This is a genomic window from Stenotrophomonas sp. GD04024 (genome assembly GCF_029837545.1).
Lineage (GTDB): Bacteria > Pseudomonadota > Gammaproteobacteria > Xanthomonadales > Xanthomonadaceae > Stenotrophomonas > Stenotrophomonas forensis.
Map to the genome: position 1 here is coordinate 43,434 of NZ_JAOEDV010000020.1, position 21,489 is coordinate 64,922.

The following is a 21,489-nucleotide window of genomic DNA, read 5'->3' on the forward strand; positions in this document are numbered from 1 at the left end:
GCTCTGGTGGGTGCGGACCTTGGTCCGCACGATCCCTCAACTGCCGTACAACGCCTTGCGCGGTGCGCCGGTCAATTCGGCGGCCAGCTTGGCGGCCGTCGACGGCGGCAGGTGCTCGCTCAGCTTGGCGTACACGCGGCGGCCATGCGCCAGCTGCGCCTCCTCGTCATCGCCAGCGCCCTGCACCATCACCACGAACTCGCCCTTGCGCTGGTTCTCGTCGCCTTCCACCTTCGCCAGCAGACCGGCCAGGTCGCCATCCAGCACGGTCTCGAACAGCTTGGTCAGCTCGCGCGCCAGCACCGCCGGGCGCTCGCCGCCGAAGATCGCGGCCATGTCGGCCAGCGACTCGGCGATGCGGTGCGAGGATTCGTAGAACACCATCGTGCGCACTTCACCGGCCAGCAACTGCAGGCGGTCACGGCGTCCGCTGGCCTTGGCCGGCAGGAAGCCCTCGAAGCTGAAGCGGTCGCTGGGCAGCCCGGCCACGCTGAGCGCGGCGATGGCGGCGCAGGCGCCCGGAATCGGGCTGACCTTGATGCCGGCCGCGCGCGCGGCACGCACCAGGCGGAAACCGGGGTCGCTGACCAGCGGCGTACCGGCATCGCTCACCAGCGCCAGCGATTCACCGGCCTGCAACCGCGACACCAGGCGCTGCGACAACGCTTCCTCGTTGTGCTCGTGCAGCGCCACCAGCGGCTGCTGGATGCCGAAATGGGACAGCAGCTGGCCGCTGCGGCGGGTGTCCTCGGCACAGATGGCGGCCACCGAACGCAGCACCTCCTGCGCGCGCGGGCTCAGATCGGCCAGGTTGCCGATCGGGGTGGCGACGACGTACAGGGTTGGCACACTCATTTCAGCGGTACTCACGGGGCAAGGGTAGAATCGTAGCGTGTACCCGGCCACGGCCGCTGCCCTCATCGCATGGACCTGATCATGAACAAGCCCGCCGCACGGATCTCCGCCCTGTCGTTGTCGCTGATGCTGCTGGCCGGTTGTGCCACCACCAGCCTGACCAGCACGCCCGATTCGCCGGCCCAGAGCCAGGCGCTGGCGCTGATCGAACAGGGCAAGCCGCGCGACGCCGCGTTGCAGCTGGAAGGCCTGGCCGCCACCCTGCGTGGGGGTGCCCGCAGCAACGCCCTGGCCGACGCGGCTTGGGCCTGGCACCTGGCCGGTGACAGCACCCGCGCGCGCAGCCTGCTGGGCCAGCTGACCGCCCGCCAGCTGTCCGGCGCCAGCCTGCAGCGCTACCAGCTGACCGGCGCCGAGCTGGCCCTGGCCGACAAGCAACCGGCGCAGGCGCTGGCACTGCTGAAGGATCATGCCGACAGCGTTGCGGTCGGCCTGCGCACCCGCTGGCTGCTGGCACGCGCCCAGGCACTGCAGGGCACCGGTGATGCCTTCGGTGCCGCCGCCGAACGTGCCCGCGCCCATGCCAGCCTGACCGGCAGCGCCCGCAGCGACAACCAGGCGGCCATCGCCGGCCTGCTCGGCACCCTCGACGACGCCACCCTGCGCAGCCGTGCCGCCGCGTTGCCGGCCAACGACCCGCTGTACAACTTCGCCGGCCGTGCGCTGATCGCGCGCGGCCTGCCGCTGCCGCGCCCGTTCGATCGCGATGGCGCGGCCCAGTTCGATACCAGCAAGCGCCCGCCGGCGCTGAGCGATGGCTACCGCCCGCCGGTCAAGCTGGCCGTGCTGCTGCCGCTCAGCGGCCGTCTGGCCACCGCCGCGCAGCCGGTGCGTGATGGCCTGCTGGCCGCCTACTACGGCGAGACCCGCCGTCGCCCGGACATCAACTTCATCGACACCGCCGGCACCCCGGCCGGTGCACTGGCCGCGTATGACAAGGCCGTCGCCTCCGGTGCCGACTTCGTGGTCGGCCCGCTGGGCCGCGACGAAGTGGACGCGGTGTACGGCCGCCAGCAGCTGCAGGTGCCGGTGCTGGCGCTGAACCGCGGCAAGGATGCACCGCCGGCCGGCAGCGCCGGTTTCTCGCTGGCCCCGGAAGACGACGGCATCGTGGCCGCCGAATACCTGCGTGGCCGCGAGCGTGGCAAGGCACTGGTGATCAACAGCGCCGACGACACCGGCCGCCGTGCCGCCGCCGCCTTCGCGCAGCGCTTCGCCCAGCGTGGCGGCCAGGTGGTGGCCACGATCGGCGTGACCGATGCGGTCGGTGATGTGGGCGCGCAGGTGCGCAATGCCGGCCAGGTCGATGCCGTGTTCCTGGCCGTGCGTGCCCCGCAGGCGCGCCTGCTGGCGCCGCAGCTGGCACTGGCCGGTGCCGGTGGCGCCACCCGTGTCGGCACTTCGCAGCTGACTGTCGGCAGCGGCAAGGTGGAAGAAGACGTGGCGCTGGACGGCATCGTCTACCCGAACGAAGCCTGGAACGTGCGCAGCGTGTCCGGCCTGCCGTCGGCCAGCCAGGTGGCCAGCACCCTGCCCAGCGCACGCGGCGCGGCCGGCCGCCTGTTCGCCTTCGGCGCCGACGCCTGGAAGATCACTGCCTACCTGGACAAGCTGTCCAACGAAGGCGGCCTGGACGGCGCCACCGGCACGCTGTTCCTGGACAGCAACGGCAACATCCTGCGCCAGCCGGCGTGGTCCACCTTCAATGGCGGCCGGCCGATGCCGATCGTCGGTGGTCGCTGAGCGCAGCCAACGTGGCTCGGCGGTGGAAGCCGCCGCCGAGCAGCATCTGCAACAGGCCGGGCTGCAGCCACGTGCACGCAACGTGCGCTATCGCGGCGGCGAACTGGACCTGGTGATGGACGACGCCGGCACCGTGGTGTTCGTGGAAGTGCGGTACCGCGCGCGTTCGGACTTCGGTGGCGGCGCCGCGTCGGTGGATGCGCGCAAGTGCCGGCGCCTGGCGCATGCCGCGCAGCTGTTCCTGCAGGACAACCCGGCGCTGGCCAATGCGCCTTGCCGCTTCGATGTGGTCGAAGCCAGTGGCGAACCGCCGCAGCTGCACTGGCTGCGTGATGCGTTCCGGCTGGATGACTGCTGATGGGCACCACCTGCTCTGGTAGAGGCCGACCTTGGTCGGCGCTTCTGTGCCAACCAAGGTTGGCACCTACCAAGAGCGCGCAGCCCGACGGAGGCCGACCGTGGTCCGCACCCACCTGCTCTGGTAGAGGCCGACCTTGGTCGGCGCTTCTGTGCCAACCAAGGTTGGCACCTACCAAGAGCGCGCAGCCCGGCGGAGGCCGGCCTTGGTCCGCGCCCACATGCTCTTGTAGTGGCCGACCTTGGTCGGCGCTTCTGTGCCAACCAAGGTTGGCACCTACCAAGAGCGCGCAGCCCGGTAGCAGCCGACCTTGGTCGGCGCCCACCCGCTCTGGTAGTGGCCGACCTTGGTCGGCGCTTCCGTTCCAACCAAGGTTGGCACCTACCCAAGCGCGCATCCCCGTTGATACCCCTGCTTCCCCGCGAGATCCGTCATGAGTACCGCACTGCCCGCCGCACTGGTTGCCGAAGTGTCCGCCCTGCTGGGCGCGGAGGGCTGGCGCATGGACGACAGCGCGCTGGAAGCGAACGCGCAGGACAACTCATGGCGCCACCAGCGCCCCGCGGCCGTGGCGCTGCCCGCCGATGTGGAGCAGGTGCAGGCGCTGGTGCGTGCCTGCCACGCGCATGGCATCGCGCTGGTCGCACGCGGCGCAGGCACCGGCACCACGGGTGCGGCGGTGCCACTGCCGGGCAGCATCGTGCTGTCGTTCACCCGCATGGACCGCATTCTTGAAATCCGCGCCGGTGACCGCTGCGCGGTGGTGCAGCCGGGTGTGTTGAACGGCACACTGCAGCAGGCGCTGGCACCGCACGGCCTGTTCTGGGCGCCGGACCCGTCCAGCGCGGACATCTGCAGCGTGGGCGGCAACCTGGCCTGCAATGCCGGCGGCCCGCGCGCGGTGAAGTACGGCACCAGCCGCGACAACGTGCTGGGCCTGGTGGCGGTCACCGGCACCGGCGAGGTGATCCGCTGCGGCGGCGCCTACACCAAGGATTCCACCGGCTATGACCTCACCCATCTGCTGGTGGGCAGCGAAGGCACGCTGGCACTGATCGTGGAAGCCACCTTGAAGCTGACGCCGCTGCCGGTCAGCCAGGCCGGCCTGCGCGTGCTGTACCGCGATGCAGACGCTGCCGCCGCCGCAGTATCGCGTCTGATGTCGCAGCCGGTCGTGCCCACGCGCCTGGAGTTCATGGACGCACGCAGCCTTGAACTGCTGCGCCTCAACGGCGCCGACGTGCCCGAGGCCGGCGCGATGCTGCTGGTCGAAGCCGATGGCGACCACGACACCCTGCCCTACCTGCTGCAGGCACTGGCCAGCGCCGCTGAAGGCGACGGCATGATCGCGCTGGACGTGGCGATGGAAGGCCGCGCGCGTGACCAGCTGTGGGCCGCTCGCAAAGCCCTGTCGCCGGCACTGCGCAGCGTCGCCCCGGGCAAGATCAACGAAGACGTGGTGGTGCCGGTGTCGCGCATTCCCGATCTGGTAGCGGGCGTGCAGGCACTGGCACGCGACTACACGCTCACCATCGTCACCTTCGGCCATGCCGGCAACGGCAACCTGCACGTCAACATCCTCTACCACCCGGACGACGCCGCCGAGAACGCCCGTGCACACGCCGCACTGCCGAAGATCTTCGAACTGACGCTGGCGCTGGGTGGCACGCTCTCCGGCGAGCATGGCATCGGCTTGGCCAAGCGCGATTTCATGGCCAAGGCCTTCAGCGCGGAAACGCTGGCAACGATGCGCGCGATCAAGGCCGCGCTGGACCCGGATGGCATCCTCAACCCGGGCAAGGTGCTGCCGCCGGCCTGAGGACGTGCAACGCTTTTGTAGAGTCGAGCCATGCTCGACTGCCTTTGCGCCAGGCGTAGAGTCGAGCGCGCGTGGTGGGGCCAGAGCCCATTGCATCCGCAACGGGATCTGACCCCAACCCGCTCACTTACCAGGCCAGGCGCACACCCACCTGCCCGCCCACATCGCGGTAGCCGTGGTCACCACGCTGCATGCTCAGGCCACCCCACGCCCCCAGGCGCTGGCTGATCTTCAACTCGGCACCGGCCTGCACCTCATAGCGGTTGCGCGGCAGATCGGTCCGCAGCGTTTCACCGCGGAAGTCGATGGCATTGCGGCCACTGCTGCGCAACCAGTTCACCCCCAGGTACGGCTGCACCAGCGTGCCCATGCCTGCGCGCTGGCCGAACGCGCGCACACCCACGCGTCCGGCCAGCCCGCCTGCCTCTGCGCCATCCACCACCGTGCCGTTGCGTTCCACGTGTCGATCGCCGCTGTAGCCGGTATAGGTCAGCTGCATCTGCGGCTGCACATACACGTTGCTGGATGCACCCTGCCACACGTTGAAGGTGTAGCCGCCTTCCAGCGATGCACTGCGCGTGCGCGAATCGTAGCTTTCGCGGTCCAACGCAACGCCCTGCACACGGTTGCTGAAACGCGCGTACTGCAGTTGTGCGTCCACATACGCGCCTTCGCTGCCATCGGCCTGCTGAAGCCAGGTGCCATACACGCCCACCGCCGTGCCGCGCACGCGACCCTTGGCGCTGTAACCGGTCAGGTCAGAGACCACCGTATTGTCCGCACGGCCGCTGCCCAGCATCACCCCCAGCGCTGCATTGCCGCGCCGCCACACATCGGTGCCGATCTGCATCACCGAGGTATTTCCATCCACAGACAGCTGCCCGCCCACCGCAGTGAAATCGGCATTGCTGCGGGCCACGCGCGCCCAGGCAGCACGTTCCTCGCCCATCGCCACCGCACCCATGCGATCACTCAAGCGGTGCGCGAACATGTTCACCGCCGCCGACTGATTGGCCAGATAGGCGCCCGCTTCCGGGCGCAGCACCGGCGGCGGGGTGATCGGGTCTACCGGATCGATCGGGTCGATGGGATCCACCGGGTCCGGGTCCGGGCCGGGGTCCACCACGCAGCCCGGCGCGTTCGGATCCTCTTCGCAGACATCAAACCACTGCGAACGCAGGTACCAGTTGCCATCGTTCGGGTCCAGCAGGCCACCCTTGAACAGGAAGTATTCGTAGGCACCGCCCACGGCGCGGCCAGCCAGCGAATAGTCCGCCAGCGACGCACCGTCGATGCGGATCAACGGAATGCCGTCGAAGGTGGCTGCACCCACGCCGCCGATGTTGTTCACCACGATGGATGCATCACCACTGGCATCACCGCGCACGTGCAGGCGATCGATGTCCGAGGTATCACCGGCCAGCGCACCATTGAACAGGAAGGTGGCGCCTTCGCTGTGCAGGTCGCCGTCCACCGTCAACACATTGAATCGACCGCTGCCATCAGACAACGCGACCTGGCTGTTGCGCACTGCCAGATCCTGCACGGTGGCATTGCCATTGAGTACCCACTGGCTGCCGCCATCCAGCGCCATGCCCTGCACAAGATGGGACGCACCAAACCAACCCGCGTTGTTGGTCAACTGCACGTGCACTTCTGACTGCGGCACCAGGCCGGCATCTTCGTCCTCGGGGGTGATCACAATGTCGCCGATCATCAACGCGCCGCTGTCCAGCTTCACATCAAAGCGCCCGGCCACGGCCGCATCCAGCGCCAGTGCAATGCCATTGCCGCCGGATACCACTGCGCCATTGGCCAGGTTCAGGCCGGGGTCGCGGCTGCTGCGTACCCAGATGCCGCCGTGCTTCTCGCTGACCAGCGCACCGCCATCGATCTGCAGCCTGCCCCCGTCAACAATGGCCGCCGCCCAGGCACCCTCACCCTCGGTAATCACGTGGGTATTGGTCAGGTTCATCTCCCCGCGTCCATCGGCCAGCACACCGTGGGCCTTCTCACCGCGTGTGCGCAGCACGCTGTCGGCCAGGTGCACAGTGCCGCCCTTGCGTGCCGTAGCGCCGTAAGCGCTCTCACCCTCGGTCAGAACATCAATGTGCGATGCCGTGATGCTGGGCGTGGTGATGTTGTCCCCGAAGGTGTGCAGCGCATGGGCATTCATGCCCGTGGTATGCAGCCGGGTCTGGCTCAGTGTGGCGTCACCGTGATACACGGCCACGGCGGGGTTGTGGTCGCCACCGGTGGTGATCGCTGACGCATGCACGGTCGCCTTGCTGTTTCCCAGCACCGATACGCCCACGCCATTGCGCACAACAATGCTCGAACTCTCGATGTTGGCCTCACCATCTTCCATTCCCAGATCGATACCGCTCTTCTCAGCCTCGAGCTGGCTGTTGCGCATGTCCAGGTACGATCCCTTGCGAAGCCCGACGCCCCACGTTCCGTCCATCACTACGCCGTCCAGCAGCAGCGATCCGCCACCACCCGTGGCGAAGCTGATGACGCTTCCGTTTGCGCCCGCCGTATGGATACGGCCGCCCCGGAACTCAACATCGCCACCCACATACAGGCCCGCGCCTGCGCGCTCGTGGGTCAGGTTGACATCCACATTCTCCAGCAGAAGCTGGCTGCCCAGGCCACTGGAAACGCCCGACGCACCGGCACCGGTTCCGTTGATCTGCACGTCGCGCAGCGTCGCCCGCGCGTTGCCGCCATACTCCAGCATCACCGCGTTGCCGGAAGTGTTCTGTTCAAAGCGCACCCGCTCGATCAGTGCACTGCCGTCGCTGACGACCAAGCCACTGGCTTGATTATGCGTCTCGACCACGCTGTCGCGAAGCTGCACATCGCCGCCGCGCACCGACACCCCGTGCCCCAGCCCACCACGGGTAATGATGTGGACATTGCTGGCCTCCAGCGTTCCGCCTTCAATGCCGATACCAAAACTGGCCTGGCCCTCCGTTTCAATACGTGTACCAGTCAACGTTGCGGCGCCGCCACCGGCAATCGAAACACCAGCGGCACCGTAACCCGTGGTGACGATGCTGCCGCCGGTCAGAGCGACATGGCTGCCCGCCCCCTCTACACGTACGGCCGCCGCACGCATGCCCTCGGTACGCAGGTTCACCTCGCCCGCAGGCACGATCGTGCCACCGTTGAGCGCGTGGAAGGCATAGCCGGCAGGATTTCCCGGCTCGACCGGATCAGTGGTCGTGTAATCCCCTGCGGCTGGGATCTGGTCATCACCATCGGCAACGACCTGCTGCGCGAGCGCAGGCAACGCTGGAAAGAGAAGCATGGACAGCGCAATGGACAGTGCTCGGCGCGGTGGAAGGGATGCATGCATGGTGTATCTCCTGGTAACTGCCGCACATGCTCCATGTGCGGCTTCCAGGCAGATATCGAATCTCTTGCAGACAGGGTGCGACCTGCGGTCGCAGTCGTAACTGATGGATGAACCGCGCGCAGGGTCAAGCGAGCTTTACAACTAGTTGCATGGGACGGACAGAGCCCTTCGCGGAAACTGCAGGCCAATCGAGACACATGACTTCGCTAAAGCCCTTTTGATCACCCCGCCTTCACTGCGCCCTGGCGTATACGTCACCAGGCTGAACAGGGGCCAGGAAGGCAGGGTCGATGTCGCTACCACCGATTTTCCCCAGCAAAGGACCACTCCTATGAGCTATTCCCTCTCCACCATTACGTCCCCCGCGCTGCGCCCGCTGGCCCGGGGGCTGCTGCTGGCCCTGGCCACGCTTGGCGCTGGTTCCGCGCTGGCCGGCGATCTGGACAATCAGCACGCCACCGTCATTGCAGGAGACCCCATTGAAAGGTGGTCGCTGAAGAATGCTTCCACGTTGACAGGCAATAACGCACAAATGGACAGGATTCTGGTCCAGGACACCTCCTCCGTGACTCTCAGCGGCGGACGTGTCACGCGTATGGGATCGGGCCTTGGCATGGGACAGTACTCGGCGCTGCTGGAGAATGATGCAGCGTTGACCGCAACTGGAACCGAGTTTCGCGGAGGCGGCATTTTCCTGAGCGGCGGCAACACCCAGGCTCATCTCACTGGCGGCAAGATAGTCGTACTGGCTTCTGAAATGAACCCCATAGCCGGCAATACCGCTGGCGTCGATCTGGCGAGTTCTGCGGGCGGCTCCGGCGCACGCAACCCCTATGCACGACTGGATTCCATGCAGGTGTACGTGGAAGATGCACCCGGTGTTCCGGCCTATAACACCGGTCTGGGCGTGCGCATCCAGTTTGGCAATATGGAGATAGTCAACGGCTCGCAGATCTTTGGTGCCAATGTGGGCGCCATGCTGTGGGGCGATGGAAACCCAGCAAACCGCGTTGGTCTGAGCATCGAAGATTCCACGCTGCAATCAGGCCGGGGTGCAGCCATTAGGGTCATGTCGCTGCTCGACAATGACTACGATATTCTTGTCGCCAACAATTCAACGCTGCTCGGTGCGGACGGAAATCTGCTGCTGGTTGGCAACGAAGCTCCACGTACCGGACGCACCGACGTCCACTTCACCGTGGACGATTCGCGTCTTGCCGGCAACGTGACCTTTGATCCCACCACCGTTACCAACGGTACGCTCGATGTGATCCTGCGCAACAAGGCGCAGATCGATGGCCGCTTCACCAACGTCACCACGGCCGACATCGGCAGCGACAGCACCTGGCTGATGACCGGCGACAGCACCGTCGGCGCCCTCACCCTGGGCAACACCGGCACCGTCGCACTCGGCAACGGCAGCACCTTCAACATCCTCAACGTCGATACCTTCACCGGCAACGGCGGCACCCTGCTGTTCAACACCCAGCTGGGCGATGACACCTCGGCCACCGACAAGCTCATCATTGCCGGCGATACCAGCGGCCAGGCCAATGTGCGCGTGGTCAATGCCGGTGGTGCCGGTGCCAAGACCGACAAGGGCATCGAGCTGATCCGCGTGGGCGGTGCGTCCAACGGCCAGTTCGACCTGCAGGGCCGTGCGGTGGGTGGCCAGTACGAGTACTTCCTGTTCAAGGACGCCACCAACGGCGGCTGGTACCTGCGCTCGGAACTGGCCACCGTACCGGACCCGTGCGTGGTGGACCCGACCTTGCCGGAATGCGGACCGATTGTGGACCCGGTCGATCCGGTGGAACCGACCCCGGTGCTGCGCCCGGAAACCGGCGCCTACCTGGCCAACCAGTTCGCGGTGGACCAGCTGCTGCGCCACGGCTGGCGTGACCGCCAGGGCGGCAGCACCACCGCCGAGGAAGGCGTGCGTGGCTGGGCCCGCGTCGATGCCAACCAGAGCAAGTTGGGTGCGGTGAATGACCAGCTTGACCTGCGCGTGGACCGCTCACGCGTGCAGCTGGGTGCGGATATGGGCGTGTTCGACAACGGCCGTGGCCGCCTGGGCGTGATGGGTACGCTGGCGCAGTCCAGCGCTACCTCGCGTTCCGAGCTGACCGGCTACAGGCCAAGGGCAAGGTGGAAGGCGGCGCGCTGGGCGTGTACGGCAGCTGGAACAACGATGCCCTGTACGTGGATGCCAGCGTGCAGCGCGGCCAGTTCCGCAACCGCGTGCAGGGCGAAGGCCTGGCCGAGGAGCGCTACGATTCGGATATCTGGCAGAGCGCGCTGGAAGCCGGTTACCGCATCGGCATCGGCCAGATCGGCAGCACCGCCGTGAGCCTGCAGCCGGAGCTGCAGTTGATCTACACCAACACCAGTACCGACCGCCACGAAGAAACCAACGGCACCGTGGTGCGTGCGCTGGACAACAACGGCCTGTCCGGCCGCCTGGGCCTGCGCCTGCAGGGCGAAGGCCACAGCACCGCCGGTGCCTCGGTCAGCCCGTATGTGGTGGCCAACTGGTACCGCGATGGCGCCAACAATGGCATTGCCTTCGATGATGAGGTGCTGAAGGCGGCCGTTCCGCGTAACCGCTACGAGCTCAATGCCGGTGCACGCGTGCAGTTCCGCAGCGGGCTGAGTGCGTGGGGTGGCTTCGGTGTGATGCGTGGTGACCAGGGTTACCGCGAAGCCACTGCCAACCTGAGCGTCGCGTACAAGTGGTGAGCTAGATGAAACAACGGCGCCGGAGAAATCCGGCGCCGTTTTTCTTTCTGTAGAGTCGAGCTTGCTCGACTGTTGTCGGCCGCAGTCGAGCAAGCTCGACTCTACGAAAAGCAGCCGAGCATGGGCTGGGCTCTACATGGGACCATCAACGTCGACAGGTCACGCCTGGCAGGTCTGCTTCAGCGAACGACCTCGTATGTCGTGCGAACCAGTCCATCGTCTGTCGCATGACTCCCCCGCACCACCAACTGCAGCTCGGTTTTCAATCCACCGAACAAGGAGCGCCCTGCCCCGAGCACGATGGGTGCGACCGAGATCGTGAGCTCGTCAACCAGATCCGCGCGTAGAAACGCTTGAATCGTGCGGCCGCCATCGATGTAAACCTCTTGGACGCCCAGGGCATCAAGAAGCCGAGTCGCCTCCTCGACCGATCCTGCCACTCGCACACGCGGGTCATCGACCTGGCCACGCGTCGTCAGCACGACCACCTGCATGCCTTCAAACGGCCACTCATCAAACCCGGCGACTGTCTCGTAGGTGGCCCGCCCCATGACGATGGCGTCGATCTTCCCGATGAACGTGTTCCAGACCAGCGCAGGATGCTCGATCGCCGCGTTGACGTTGTGGCGACGTGCTGGGAGATCGGTCAGCCAATCAAGCGTACCGTCGTCGCGGGCAATCTTGCCGTCGACACTTGTGCCGATGAACACCCGTCCGCGCCAGGTTCGAGCCGTAGTCATTTCCATCTCCATCGATCGGTCGGGGGGGGGTAGGAGGGTACAGGCTCCAGACGATACCGAGTGCAGACACACTCGGCTGCATTGCTGTCTGTAGATCCAAGCCCACGCTCGGCTGCACGTAATAAGCCGAGCGTGGGCTCGGCTCTACAAGACATGTCGCGATCTGCACGCATTGACGGCTTTCGCCACGTGGCTGCAAACATTCGTACTTTTTCTACTTTCCAACTTTTCTCATTGGCAGCACTGGCGCTGCATGCAAATGATGTGCGGCCACCGACAACGGGTGGCACGGGCTTCCAATCCCGTATGAAGGATCTGTTGGTTACGCTTGTCTGCCGGCGCCGCTCATTCCCTGTGGGTGGCGTCGGCAGACATTCTGTCCGCGCATCTATGGCGGGCGGTGCGTGGGGGCCTCGTGCCCGCCGGCCTTTTGCAGATCCTTCACCGGTATTGGAACCACGCATCGTCCGCCGCCCTTGCTGTTAAGCAGGGCGGCTCCTTCGCGTAACGCATAAGGAAGCCATCATGAGCGCCAATCGCTACCCGTTCCTGTTCGCCACCCTGGGCGACCTTGCCAACCAGCTGCCCGCCGAGATTGCCGAGCCGCTGGAAACCACCCTCGCCGCAAACCCTGCCGCCAACGGCATCACCCTGCTGGACTGCCTGCAACGCATCCGCGAGGTGGAGGCGGCCGATGGCCAGCCCCTGCAGCGGAAAGGGCGTTCATCCGGCCAGTGCATGGCGCTGGCACGCATCAACCGCGCCAACGCCGGGCTGACGGTGCTGCTGGAACTGCTGCACGCCAGCGAGCGCGTGCGCGTGGATGGCGAAGAAGCGCAGCAGGTGGGTAACGATGTGCGCGAGGGCCTGCTGCTGGCCTGCCGTGGGTTGTCGGAGTACGTGGATACCCAGGTCTACGCGGCCTGACCACTGCCGCCGGGCAATCGCTTTGGTAGAGTCGAGCTGGCTCGACTGCAGTTGCCAAGAGCAGTCGAGCAAGCTCGACTCTACAAGACGGGGCTTTCCCGCCTCAGCGGTAATCCAGCGTCAGAATCGCCTGCCCGCTGATGCTGCCCGGCTGCAGGATGCCGCCGCTGCGGGCGTACCGCGCCTGTAGCGGCACGTCCTGCGCACCCGCAGACGACGCACCGTGGCTCCATGCCGTGCGCAGCTGCACAGGCCTACCGCCGCGCAGCAGTTCAATGCTGACGCCCTTCGCGGTGCTGCCTGCCCCAGGCACCAGCTGCGAGCCCACGTTGCTGGCCTGGTTTGCATCGGTAAGGGTAAAGCTCACGGGAATCCCGGCCGCGCTGCAGGTCATCCTCACATTGAAGTCGGTGTCACGCGCATGGCTGCCAGCAGCGCTCAGGTCGGCGGTCTGCACCTCCGGCAGCTGCACAGGCACATCATTCAGCGAGCAGGACTCAACGCGCATCGCCACCGACGCTGACAAGGTCGATTCAGCCCGCAAGCCCAGCCGCGGGTGCTCAAGCACGTACTTCCCCAATGGCGTGGCAGCCACGTTGGTCATGCCGGGCCGCGCAACCACTCCAACATGGGGCTGAGCCATCAGCTGACCGCCATTGGCGGTACCTACGTCCCGAAATTCCTGTAACTCACCGTCCTTCAGGGAAAACGAAACACCGCCAGCGTTCACCGATCGCACATGGAAGAAATAGAGCGGTGAGGTACTACTGGTCTCGTAGGTCACGTAGGTGAGACCGTCATAGACAACGGTGGATACCGGCTTCAGGCCCTGGCCCTCCAACCGCAGGGTCAGATCGTGCCTGTCACTGCTGGCGCACCCGGTGAACTTGAACTCCGGCCCGGCTGCCGACAGAAGCGCAGCACCGGGAAAGCTTGGATCCTGCTGGAAATGCGGTGAGTGAGTGCTGTTGACCGACGCCGTGCACGCCCATGTGCCACCTGTCACCACGCTTAGGCCGAGGGTGGCAGCGAGATGAAGCGGAGAACGATGGCGGCTTCGGGTACGAGATCGATTCATTGATTCTTCTTCAGTAGCACGCGGTGGAAAGATGGCCAGCAGTTAGCGGTGATGATCACCCGCTCTGGTGCTATGGATCGGTGCCAAACAGCTGCCGTTGTTGACCGAAAAGGGACGTGCAAGTGCGCCGATGGTGAAACAACAACGGCGGAGCGCGCAGGTGGCCGCGCAGACTGAATGCCGCATGCCTTCCCTCTCAACGCCAATCTACCGAACGATCTGCAGATTGCGCGCACAGCAATCGCGCGAGCCGCCACCCGGATCGGAGGTGCCTTTTTCCTCAGACGCTATCGGTACGTGGCCGTGATGATTGCCTGCCCTTCCACTACGCCTGCACCGAACGCCCCAGCTTCCCGATAGTAGCGGGCGGCCAAGGCAATGTTCTGCGAACCGTTCTGGCTTTCTGCCAGCATCCAGCGCTGCCCAAGCACCACGGGCGTGTCCTCCCGCAGTAGCTCCACGCGCACGCCGGTGGCGGTGGCGTTGCTGGTCGGGGTCAGCCGGCTGCCAGTGTTTCCCGGCCCGTTGGCGTCCGTCAGTACCAGGCTTACGGGGTATCTCCCGTTGCATCTCATCACCACATTGAAGTCACGCTGCCCGCTGCTGCTGCCGGCAGTGGGAAGATCCAACACATATGCGTCGTCCAGCACCACGGTGGCATTGGCCAGCGTGCAGGTCTTGGTACGCAGCGTTGCCGATACACTGAAGCTTTCCAGCTTGGTAAGCGAAGGATTGGGCGGGTAGATGTGGCGGATGCTGCCCAGATCTGTCGTTGGAACCTCCTCCATCGCTCCTCCCCGGGACACCGCTGCCACAGACACCACTGACCAGCGGAAGTAGCCGGTTACCCCGGCCCCGGAAGAGTTCAACGTAGATCGCACGTCGAAAGGCGCACCGGTGCTATCCCCGCTGCCGCTGCCGTAGGCGTACCGGAAGATCAACAGGGGCGATCGCGGCCAGCCCACGATACCAAACGCAGGATACCGGTCACCGTCTATGGTCACATCGCGCTCGTACTGCAGATTGCGAACTGCCGGAATGACGTCGACTGCGACATTGCTCCAACGGTCGCAATCTTCCAGAAAGTTGGCATTCCCCGCCATTGCCCAGGTACTGACCTGCACGTCCCCGACACCGTCATCCCAGGTATCGATGGACAGATCTACATGCCCGCCACCGAACGAAAGCGCATTACACGCCTGCACCGTGCCTGTCATCAGCAACGGCGCGCAGGCGCCCAGCAGCACGCGCAGTAGTGGCAGCGCGTTCACTTGTAGGCTGCCGTCACGGTGATCTGCGTGGTGACGGTGCCGGCTGTCATCGCCGTACCTGCCTTGTGGAAATACGCCGCGCGCAGGTCGTACTTGCCACTGGCTGCACCATTGACGGCAATGGTGCGCCGCGCACCATCCTGCAGGTAAGTGCTGCCCGTGGCGCCCTCCAGCAGCGCAACGGCCATGCCGTTGGCACCGCCGGTAGTGGCCTGGTTCTTCCAGTGGTTGTCCTGGGTGGGGTCGCCGGTACCGTTGAAGGTCAGGTCGATGCTGGCTACCCCCACGCAACCGGTGAAGTCCAGCTGGCCCGGCGTGGGGTTGTTCTCGTGCCCGTCCTTGATGTCGACCGCATCGATGGCATCCAGATTGATTGTCAGATCGCCTGCCTTGCAGGTCCCGGGCAGCACCTTGCCGGTAACGGTGATGGTGGCCGTATCGGCGTTGGCCAGTGGCGCGGTGCCGAGCAGCAGCGCGGCAAGCAGCAGATGCGAAGTTTTCATTGGTTGGCTCCAGTCGTTGAAGAGGGAACATCGTCGGCCAGTAATTCCGGCCCCGGCGCCACACAGCGCGCCTGCGCCCAGTACTGGCCCTGTGCGTCGGGGGTTTCCGGCATGGCGTAGTGCAACCGGCAGGCAATGCCGTCTTCGGTCTGCACGTGCACCAGACCGGCGTTTTCAAGGCCACGCAGGGCCATCACGCCGCCCTGCCCCACCTGGCCCAGCACGCGGCCATCGGGGTGGGTAATCTGCGCACCATAGGGCAGCGGCTGGCCCTGGGCATCACTGGCGTCGATCAGCCACAGACGATCGTTGCGGGTCTGGAAGCTGACCTTGACGATGCTGCCGGCGCTGGGTGCCACGCGCTGCGAGCTGGCCTGCACTTCCACGTCCAGCGGCAGATCGGCGGTGTCCAGCTGCACCTGGTTCCAGCGGTAGGGGCTGGTGTAAGGCAGCACGGCATAGCCGTTACCGGCCACCGTAACGCTGCGGCCACTGCCCACCTTCGCGCCCTGTGCGCCCAGCGCTTCCACCAGTGCGAAGCTCTCGCCCAGCGAAGGGCCGAAGTTGATGCCGCCCCGGTGCAGCACCACGCTGCCGGTGACACCGGCATTGAAGCTGCTGCGGCCGTTGGCGTGGCTGTAGCCGGCGCTGAGATCGGCGCGGCTGCCCTGGTAGCTGGCGTAGGCGTTGTAGCCACTGCTGCCTTGGCCGCGATTGCCAGACAGGCTGTAGGACAGCGCGCGCTCTTCGCCCAGGTTCCCGTTGATGCCCAGCTGCTGCTGGCTGCCCAGGCGGCTGTCGTTGTAGGTGGCGGTGGCGCGCGGCGCGTTGGTACTGCGGCCCAGCGGTACGCTCAGCATGAATGACAGGCGCGTATCGGGCGCGCCATTGGCCATGCGGTAGCGCGTGGCGGACAGGGTGTAGTTGGCGCTGCGGTAGCTGCTGTGGAAACCCAGCTGCAGATCGTTCTGCTTGCCAGCACGGTTCCAGTAGGCCACGTGGCCGCCGCTGAGATAGATCTGGCTGCGCTGGCCCACACGCTGCGAGAAGTTCACCTGGAAGCGCTGGCGGGTGCGCATGACGAACGCATCGGCGGCCTGTGGGCGGTCGAACGACAGCTGCGAGACATCGGTAAGGGTAAGGAAGCCCTCAGTGCTGTAGCGATAGGCGGCCAGGCCCAGGTTGGTGCCGGTGCGCGCCACGCTGCGCTGGTAATTCAGGCGGTAGCTGCGCCCACTCTGCGCAGGCAGGCCCGGGACGTTGGCGCGGGCGTGGGTGATATCCGCACCTATAGCACCGAAGGGTGTATTGAACGCCGCACCGGCCAGGCCGGCCTGGTAGTGCTCGGCCACCTGCACACCACCCAGCAGGGTCATGCGGTTGCTGACGCCGCGTGCGTACGTGCCTTCGGTAAAGCGCAGTGCGTTCTGCGCCATGCCGGTGTCGCGCAGCTCGCCTGCGGTAATGCTGAACCGCTGGCTGCCTTCGCGCAGCGCCTGCGGCACCGCCGAGAACGCAACGGTGAAACGTTCTTCGCGTCCGTCGGCTTCGGTGACCGCTGCTTCCAGATCGCCGCTGCCGGCGTTGGGGTACAGATCGTCGATGGCGAACGGACCCGGCGCCACCGTGGTCTGGTACAGCACCGCGCCGTTCTGGAGGATGGTGACGCGCGCATTGCTTTGTGCCACGCCGCGCACGACCGGCGCATAGCCGCGCAGCGAGTCGGGCAGCATGCGTTCATCGGTAGTGATGCGCACGCCGGTGAAGCCGACACTGTCGAACAGCTCTCCGCCGGTATTGGCCTGGCCCAGCGTGAGCTGGCTGTTCCAGCGCGGCAGGTCGCGCTGCAGGGTACTGTTGAGCGTGGTGAAGTGCGTGCCCTGCGGGCTGTGGCTGAGCGAACTGCGGTGGCGCAGCCGCCATGCGCCCAGGTTCACCCCAGTGGTGATGCCCGCGTAGCTGTTCTGCTGGCCCTGGCTACGGTAGTGGTTGACGTTGTAGCCGAAGAACGCCGCAGTGATGCCCTGGTCGCGCAGTTCCGGGGCGACGAAGCCACGCGCCTGGCGCTGCAGTGCCACCTGCGGCAATGAGATGTCCAGGCGTAGTTGGCTGTCGTCGTAGCGCACGCGCGCGCCGTCAATCAGCGCTTCCAGATCGATGCACTGCGGGGTATCAGCACTTTCCACCGCCTGGCGCGCGGCGTCGCTCAGGCCCAGTGCCAACAGCAGCTCTGCTGGTACACAGGGCTTTGCCACATACGGCGTGCTGGACGCCACCAGTTCGATGTCATCGCGGCGGACGAACTCGCCATTGAGATGGATATCGACGTTGTAGCGGCCCGGCTCCACCGGGTTGCCCATGCTGAATCGCGCCAGGTCTTCGCCGACGAAACCACTGGCAAAGCCTTCGCTGAATTTCACTTCGCCACCGGTTCGGGCGTATGCGGGTAGTGCGGCAGCGAACACCAACGCAGTGGTGATGGCCGCAGCCAGCGCGGTATGGCGCAGGTAGTTCTGCGTGGCGCGTTGGCAGGAACAAGAGGACAGGCGCATGGCGTCGGCGCGGCCGCAGTGCAGCCCCGGTAGTAATGGGAGGCGTGCAGACTAGGGCGCAATCCACGTGGTTGGAATGCAATTTGTTGCGTTCATTCCATTACGCAACAATTCTGAAAATGCGGCATTTACAACATTTTGCATGGAATGCTCCGCGCCATGGAAAGAAGATGCGGCCCTGCGGAACCGACCTGCCCAGTACTTTCATCTGCAGGTTATGGGTATCGCCAGCGAGCGACACACCAGATTCCGCAGTAATGCCTCCGGCCACGCTCGACTTGCCGGAGACGTCCCCGATTCCATCCCTTGTTGAAGAGCACACCTTATGAAGAACCTGAAGACCCCGATGGCGCTGGCCATCCTGCTGGCCGCAGCCCCGGCTGTGAATGCTGCTGACCTGACCATTACCGGTGATATCAAGGACACTACTTGTACCGCGGCCATCACCGGTGGCGTGGCCATCGACATGGGCTCGATGGACCTGGAGGAGTTGAAGAAGAACGATCGCATCGGTGGTCGTGATCTGGACGTCACCGTTGCCTGTCCGGGCGCCAGTGGTTCGCAGGATGTTGCCGTGAAGTTTGGCGGCGTCAGCACCAGCGACGGTGGACTGAGCCTCACTGCGACCAGCACGGCCAAGGGTGTCAGCTACAAAATCTACGACGTCGCCGGCGATCAGCTGCTGATCAACAGCGCGCCCGCACGCTATGTCACCGTTGACGGCACCACCTCGCAGACCATCAAGCACAGCGTCTGGTACGCCAAGACCGGCGCTGCCGATGACACCGAGGCAGGCACTGCCGTCGCCAATGCGCAGATGGACATCGTCTACAAGTAATCAGACGCCGCCCGGCGGCGTGCTGCCGGGCGGATCTTCCTGAGGAGATTTCCATGAACCTTCGCGCATGCGCAGCAGTGCTGGCCCTGGCCGGCGCTTCCGCAGTACTTCCGGCCTCTGCTGCAGTGACGCTGCAGGGCACGCGAGTGATCTACGACGGCAGCAAGGGCGCGGTGACGGTGAACGCCAACAACCGTGGCGACAACGTTGCGCTTGCCCAGGTGTGGCTGGACGATGGCGATGCCAGCGCCAAGGCCGGCAGCCAGAAACTGCCGTTCGTGCTGACGCCGACCACGCGCCGCATCGATGCCGGGCATGCGCAGGCGTTCCGGCTGACCTATGCACCGATGGCCGGTGCGGCGCTGCCAGAGGACCGCGAATCGCTGCTGTACTTCAACCTGCTGGATATTCCGCCCAAGCCGGAGAACGTGGAAGGCAGGAACCTGCTGCAGTTTGCCGTGCGCACGCGAGTGAAGCTGTTCTACCGGCCCGCTGGTCTGCCGGGCCATGCGCGCGATGCGGCGGCGGCGCTGGAATGGCGTGCTGAAGGTGGAGCGTTACAGCTGCACAATCCAAGCGCGTACCACGTGACACTGGCCAACCTGGTGCTGCCCAATGGCAAGACCATCGAGGTAGACATGGTGCCGCCGGGTGAGCGCATCAGCTTGGCCGTGCCGGCTGGTGCAACGGTGCCGGCCACACTGAATTTCCAGTGGCTGGATGACTATGGCACCGCGCGCGATGCCGAGGCGAAGATTGCCCATTGAACATGTAGAGCCGAGCCTATGCTCGGCTTTCTTTTTTGCGCCAGGCAACCGAGCATGGGCTCGGCTCTACAGAGATGCGCGTTGCGATTGCAACAGTTTGCATGGAGTGCCGTTGCGCCAGCAGCGATAGTGCGCGCTTCCTTTTTTGAGAGAGTGCCGATGCACAAGATGATGACTCCACTGACACGCTATGCACAGTTCAGTGGGCGTGCCAGCCGCAGTGAGTTCTGGTGGTTCCAGTTGTTCATCGTGATCGTTTCGATCCCGCTGTACGTGCTGAGTTTCTACGCGGGCTACACCGGTTCAAGCACGCTTGCGCTGGTGGTCAGCGGGTTGAGCGTGGTGCTGTGGCTGGCGGTGATCGTGCCGCTGATGGCAGTGACCGTGCGCAGGCTGCATGACACCGACCGCTCCGGGTGGTGGTACCTGCTGATGCTCGTGCCAGTGGTGAGCCTGGTGGTGCTGGTGTTCCTGCTGCTGCCGAGCACCCCGGGCGGCAACCGTTTCGGCGCGCCGGTACCGCACGTGTAGTTCCCGCACTATGGCAGGTGTCGACCTTGGTCGACACGGTGTTGGTTCGAACGCCTGACATATTCGTGCCAACCAAGTCCATGGCTTTGGCAGGTGTCGACCTTGGTCGACACGGGATTGGCACGGACGCCTGACATATTCGTGCCAACCAAGGTTGGCACCCACCAGAGCAAGTGACGCCTGACATATTCGTGCCAACCAAGGTTGGCACCCACCAGAGCAAGTGACGCCTGACATATTCGTGCCAACCAAGGTTGGCACCTACCAGAGCAGCACCCAGGCAGCCCATGGCCTTGGCATGACACATTCGTGCCAACCAAGGTTGGCACCCACCAGAGCAGGTATTGCTGCTTCTACGCGAAGTGCTGGTAACCGCCGCTGGCGGCTTCACCATCCACGTGTACGCCCTGCCCTTCGGCAATGCGGCCGATGCGGGTGAGCGGCAGGTCGAGCGTCTGCGACAGGTACATCAGCGCGTCGCGTTGATCTGCGGCGGCAGTGAAGCACAGTTCGTAGTCGTCGCCGCCGCGCAGTGCGCACTCACGCGCTTCCTCGCGGCCCAGCAGTTCGCGCAGCTCCGGCGAGATCGGCAGCATGTCGGCATCCACATGCACGGCCGCGCCACTGCGTGCGGCGATATGGCCGGCGTCGGCCAGCAGGCCGTCTGAGACATCCACGGCCGCATGCGCGAAGGCACGCAGGCGCAGGCCCAGTGTCACCCGCGGCGTAGGCCGCAGCAGGCGCAGGCGCAGGTGTTCGTAGTCGGCCAGCAGCGTGGCGGCAGCCACGTTCAACGCGCCCTGCTGCCAGAGCTTCAATGCGCCGGCGGCATCGCCCAGGGTGCCACTCACCCAGAGGTCGTCGCCCACCTGCGCGCGATCACGACGCAGCGCCTGGCCTCGGCCCACCTGCCCCATCGCGGTGACCGACAGCGACAGCGGGCCGCGCGTGGTGTCTCCCCCGATCAGCGCGATGTCGTGCTGGTCGGCCAGTGCGAAGAAACCATCGGCAAAGGCTTCGATCCAGTCTTCAGACGTTTCCGGCAGCGACAGTGCCAGCGTGCACCAGGCCGGGCGCGCGCCCATCGAGGCCAGGTCGGACAGATTGACCGCCAGCGTCTTCCAGCCGATGTCGAACGCGGGGGTCTCCACCGGGAAGTGCACGCCGCTGTTGAGCGTATCGGCAGTGACCACCAGCTGTTCATTGGCACGCGGCTGCAGCAGCGCGGCGTCGTCACCGATGCCGAGCAGGATGTCGTCGCGCTCGAGGGTGCGGGCTCGGATGCGGTCGATGAGGGCGAATTCGGCCAGGGACATGGGGCATTCCCGCTGTTATACGTGCCGCGCA

The 21,489-nt window shown here is 65.5% G+C and carries 16 protein-coding genes and 1 pseudogene; 9 read left to right on the forward strand and 8 right to left on the reverse strand.

Annotated elements, in window-relative coordinates:
* Positions 1-36: 36 nt before the first annotated feature.
* Positions 37-855, reverse strand: a complete 819-nt coding sequence (gene rsmI, locus N7590_RS09180) for a 16S rRNA (cytidine(1402)-2'-O)-methyltransferase (RefSeq protein ID WP_008265809.1) — start codon at positions 853-855, stop codon at positions 37-39.
* An 81-nt stretch (positions 856-936) separates the two neighbouring features.
* On the opposite strand from rsmI, the gene N7590_RS09185 reads away from it, so the two are divergent.
* From N7590_RS09185 to N7590_RS09195, 3 genes are all read left to right on the forward strand, one after another.
* Positions 937-2,658: a penicillin-binding protein activator gene (locus N7590_RS09185; protein WP_164241686.1), complete on the forward strand. Its 1,722-nt coding sequence runs from the start codon at positions 937-939 to the stop codon at positions 2,656-2,658.
* On the forward strand, positions 2,648-3,016 hold the full coding sequence (locus tag N7590_RS09190; RefSeq protein ID WP_180879035.1) for a YraN family protein: 369 nt from the start codon (positions 2,648-2,650) through the stop codon (positions 3,014-3,016). The genes N7590_RS09185 and N7590_RS09190 overlap by 11 nt, the downstream gene beginning before the upstream one ends.
* Positions 3,017-3,449: 433 nt before the next feature.
* Positions 3,450-4,835 carry an FAD-linked oxidase C-terminal domain-containing protein gene (locus N7590_RS09195; protein WP_164241685.1) on the forward strand — a complete coding sequence of 462 codons (1,386 nt, stop codon included), beginning with the start codon at positions 3,450-3,452 and terminating at the stop codon, positions 4,833-4,835.
* Between the two features lie 127 nt (positions 4,836-4,962).
* On the opposite strand, the gene N7590_RS09200 is transcribed toward N7590_RS09195, so the two are convergent.
* Complete coding sequence (locus N7590_RS09200) at positions 4,963-8,196, reverse strand: autotransporter outer membrane beta-barrel domain-containing protein (RefSeq protein ID WP_164241684.1); 3,234 nt, start codon at positions 8,194-8,196, stop codon at positions 4,963-4,965.
* Positions 8,197-9,547: 1,351 nt separating this feature from the next.
* Between N7590_RS09200 and N7590_RS09205 the strand changes: the two are divergent.
* Both N7590_RS09205 and N7590_RS09210 read left to right on the forward strand, forming a co-directional pair.
* Positions 9,548-10,258, forward strand: a pseudogene (locus tag N7590_RS09205) (autotransporter outer membrane beta-barrel domain-containing protein); the annotation flags it as partial.
* A gap of 107 nt (positions 10,259-10,365) precedes the next feature.
* Positions 10,366-10,935 (forward strand): autotransporter outer membrane beta-barrel domain-containing protein, encoded by a 570-nt coding sequence (locus N7590_RS09210; RefSeq protein WP_279935370.1) that lies wholly within the window; start codon positions 10,366-10,368, stop codon positions 10,933-10,935.
* Positions 10,936-11,114: 179 nt separating this feature from the next.
* On the opposite strand, the gene N7590_RS09215 is transcribed toward N7590_RS09210, so the two are convergent.
* Positions 11,115-11,687, reverse strand: a complete 573-nt coding sequence (locus N7590_RS09215; RefSeq protein ID WP_164241682.1) for a dihydrofolate reductase family protein — start codon at positions 11,685-11,687, stop codon at positions 11,115-11,117.
* A gap of 513 nt (positions 11,688-12,200) precedes the next feature.
* Between N7590_RS09215 and N7590_RS09220 the strand changes: the two genes are divergently transcribed.
* Positions 12,201-12,602 (forward strand): hypothetical protein, encoded by a 402-nt coding sequence (locus tag N7590_RS09220; protein ID WP_053511988.1) that lies wholly within the window; start codon positions 12,201-12,203, stop codon positions 12,600-12,602.
* 103 nt (positions 12,603-12,705) lie between these two features.
* Here the strand turns inward: N7590_RS09220 and N7590_RS09225 are convergent, their stop codons facing one another.
* The 4 genes from N7590_RS09225 to N7590_RS09240 all read right to left on the reverse strand — a co-directional run bounded on the left by N7590_RS09225 (position 12,706) and on the right by N7590_RS09240 (position 18,006).
* On the reverse strand, positions 12,706-13,680 hold the full coding sequence (locus N7590_RS09225; RefSeq protein ID WP_080376045.1) for a fimbrial protein: 975 nt from the start codon (positions 13,678-13,680) through the stop codon (positions 12,706-12,708).
* A gap of 287 nt (positions 13,681-13,967) precedes the next feature.
* A complete protein-coding gene (locus tag N7590_RS09230) occupies positions 13,968-14,951 on the reverse strand; it encodes a fimbrial protein (RefSeq protein ID WP_164242609.1) in 984 nt (327 codons plus the stop codon).
* Entirely contained in the window at positions 14,948-15,454 is a 507-nt protein-coding gene (locus N7590_RS09235; protein ID WP_053511985.1) for a fimbrial protein, read from the reverse strand. The genes N7590_RS09230 and N7590_RS09235 overlap by 4 nt, the downstream gene beginning before the upstream one ends.
* Positions 15,451-18,006 carry a fimbria/pilus outer membrane usher protein gene (locus N7590_RS09240; protein ID WP_239544520.1) on the reverse strand — a complete coding sequence of 852 codons (2,556 nt, stop codon included), beginning with the start codon at positions 18,004-18,006 and terminating at the stop codon, positions 15,451-15,453. Before N7590_RS09240 ends, N7590_RS09235 begins: the two co-directional genes overlap by 4 nt.
* A 325-nt stretch (positions 18,007-18,331) precedes the next feature.
* Between N7590_RS09240 and N7590_RS09245 the strand changes: the two genes are divergently transcribed.
* From N7590_RS09245 to N7590_RS09255, 3 genes are all read left to right on the forward strand, one after another.
* Entirely contained in the window at positions 18,332-18,844 is a 513-nt protein-coding gene (locus N7590_RS09245) for a fimbrial protein (protein WP_164242610.1), read from the forward strand.
* 53 nt (positions 18,845-18,897) lie between these two features.
* Entirely contained in the window at positions 18,898-19,611 is a 714-nt protein-coding gene (locus tag N7590_RS09250; RefSeq protein ID WP_164242611.1) for a fimbria/pilus periplasmic chaperone, read from the forward strand.
* A 159-nt stretch (positions 19,612-19,770) separates the two neighbouring features.
* Positions 19,771-20,142: a DUF805 domain-containing protein gene (locus N7590_RS09255; RefSeq protein WP_053511982.1), complete on the forward strand. Its 372-nt coding sequence runs from the start codon at positions 19,771-19,773 to the stop codon at positions 20,140-20,142.
* Between the two features lie 353 nt (positions 20,143-20,495).
* On the opposite strand, the gene thiL is transcribed toward N7590_RS09255, so the two are convergent.
* Positions 20,496-21,458, reverse strand: a complete 963-nt coding sequence (thiL, locus tag N7590_RS09260; RefSeq protein ID WP_080375967.1) for a thiamine-phosphate kinase — start codon at positions 21,456-21,458, stop codon at positions 20,496-20,498.
* Positions 21,459-21,489 lie beyond the last annotated feature (31 nt).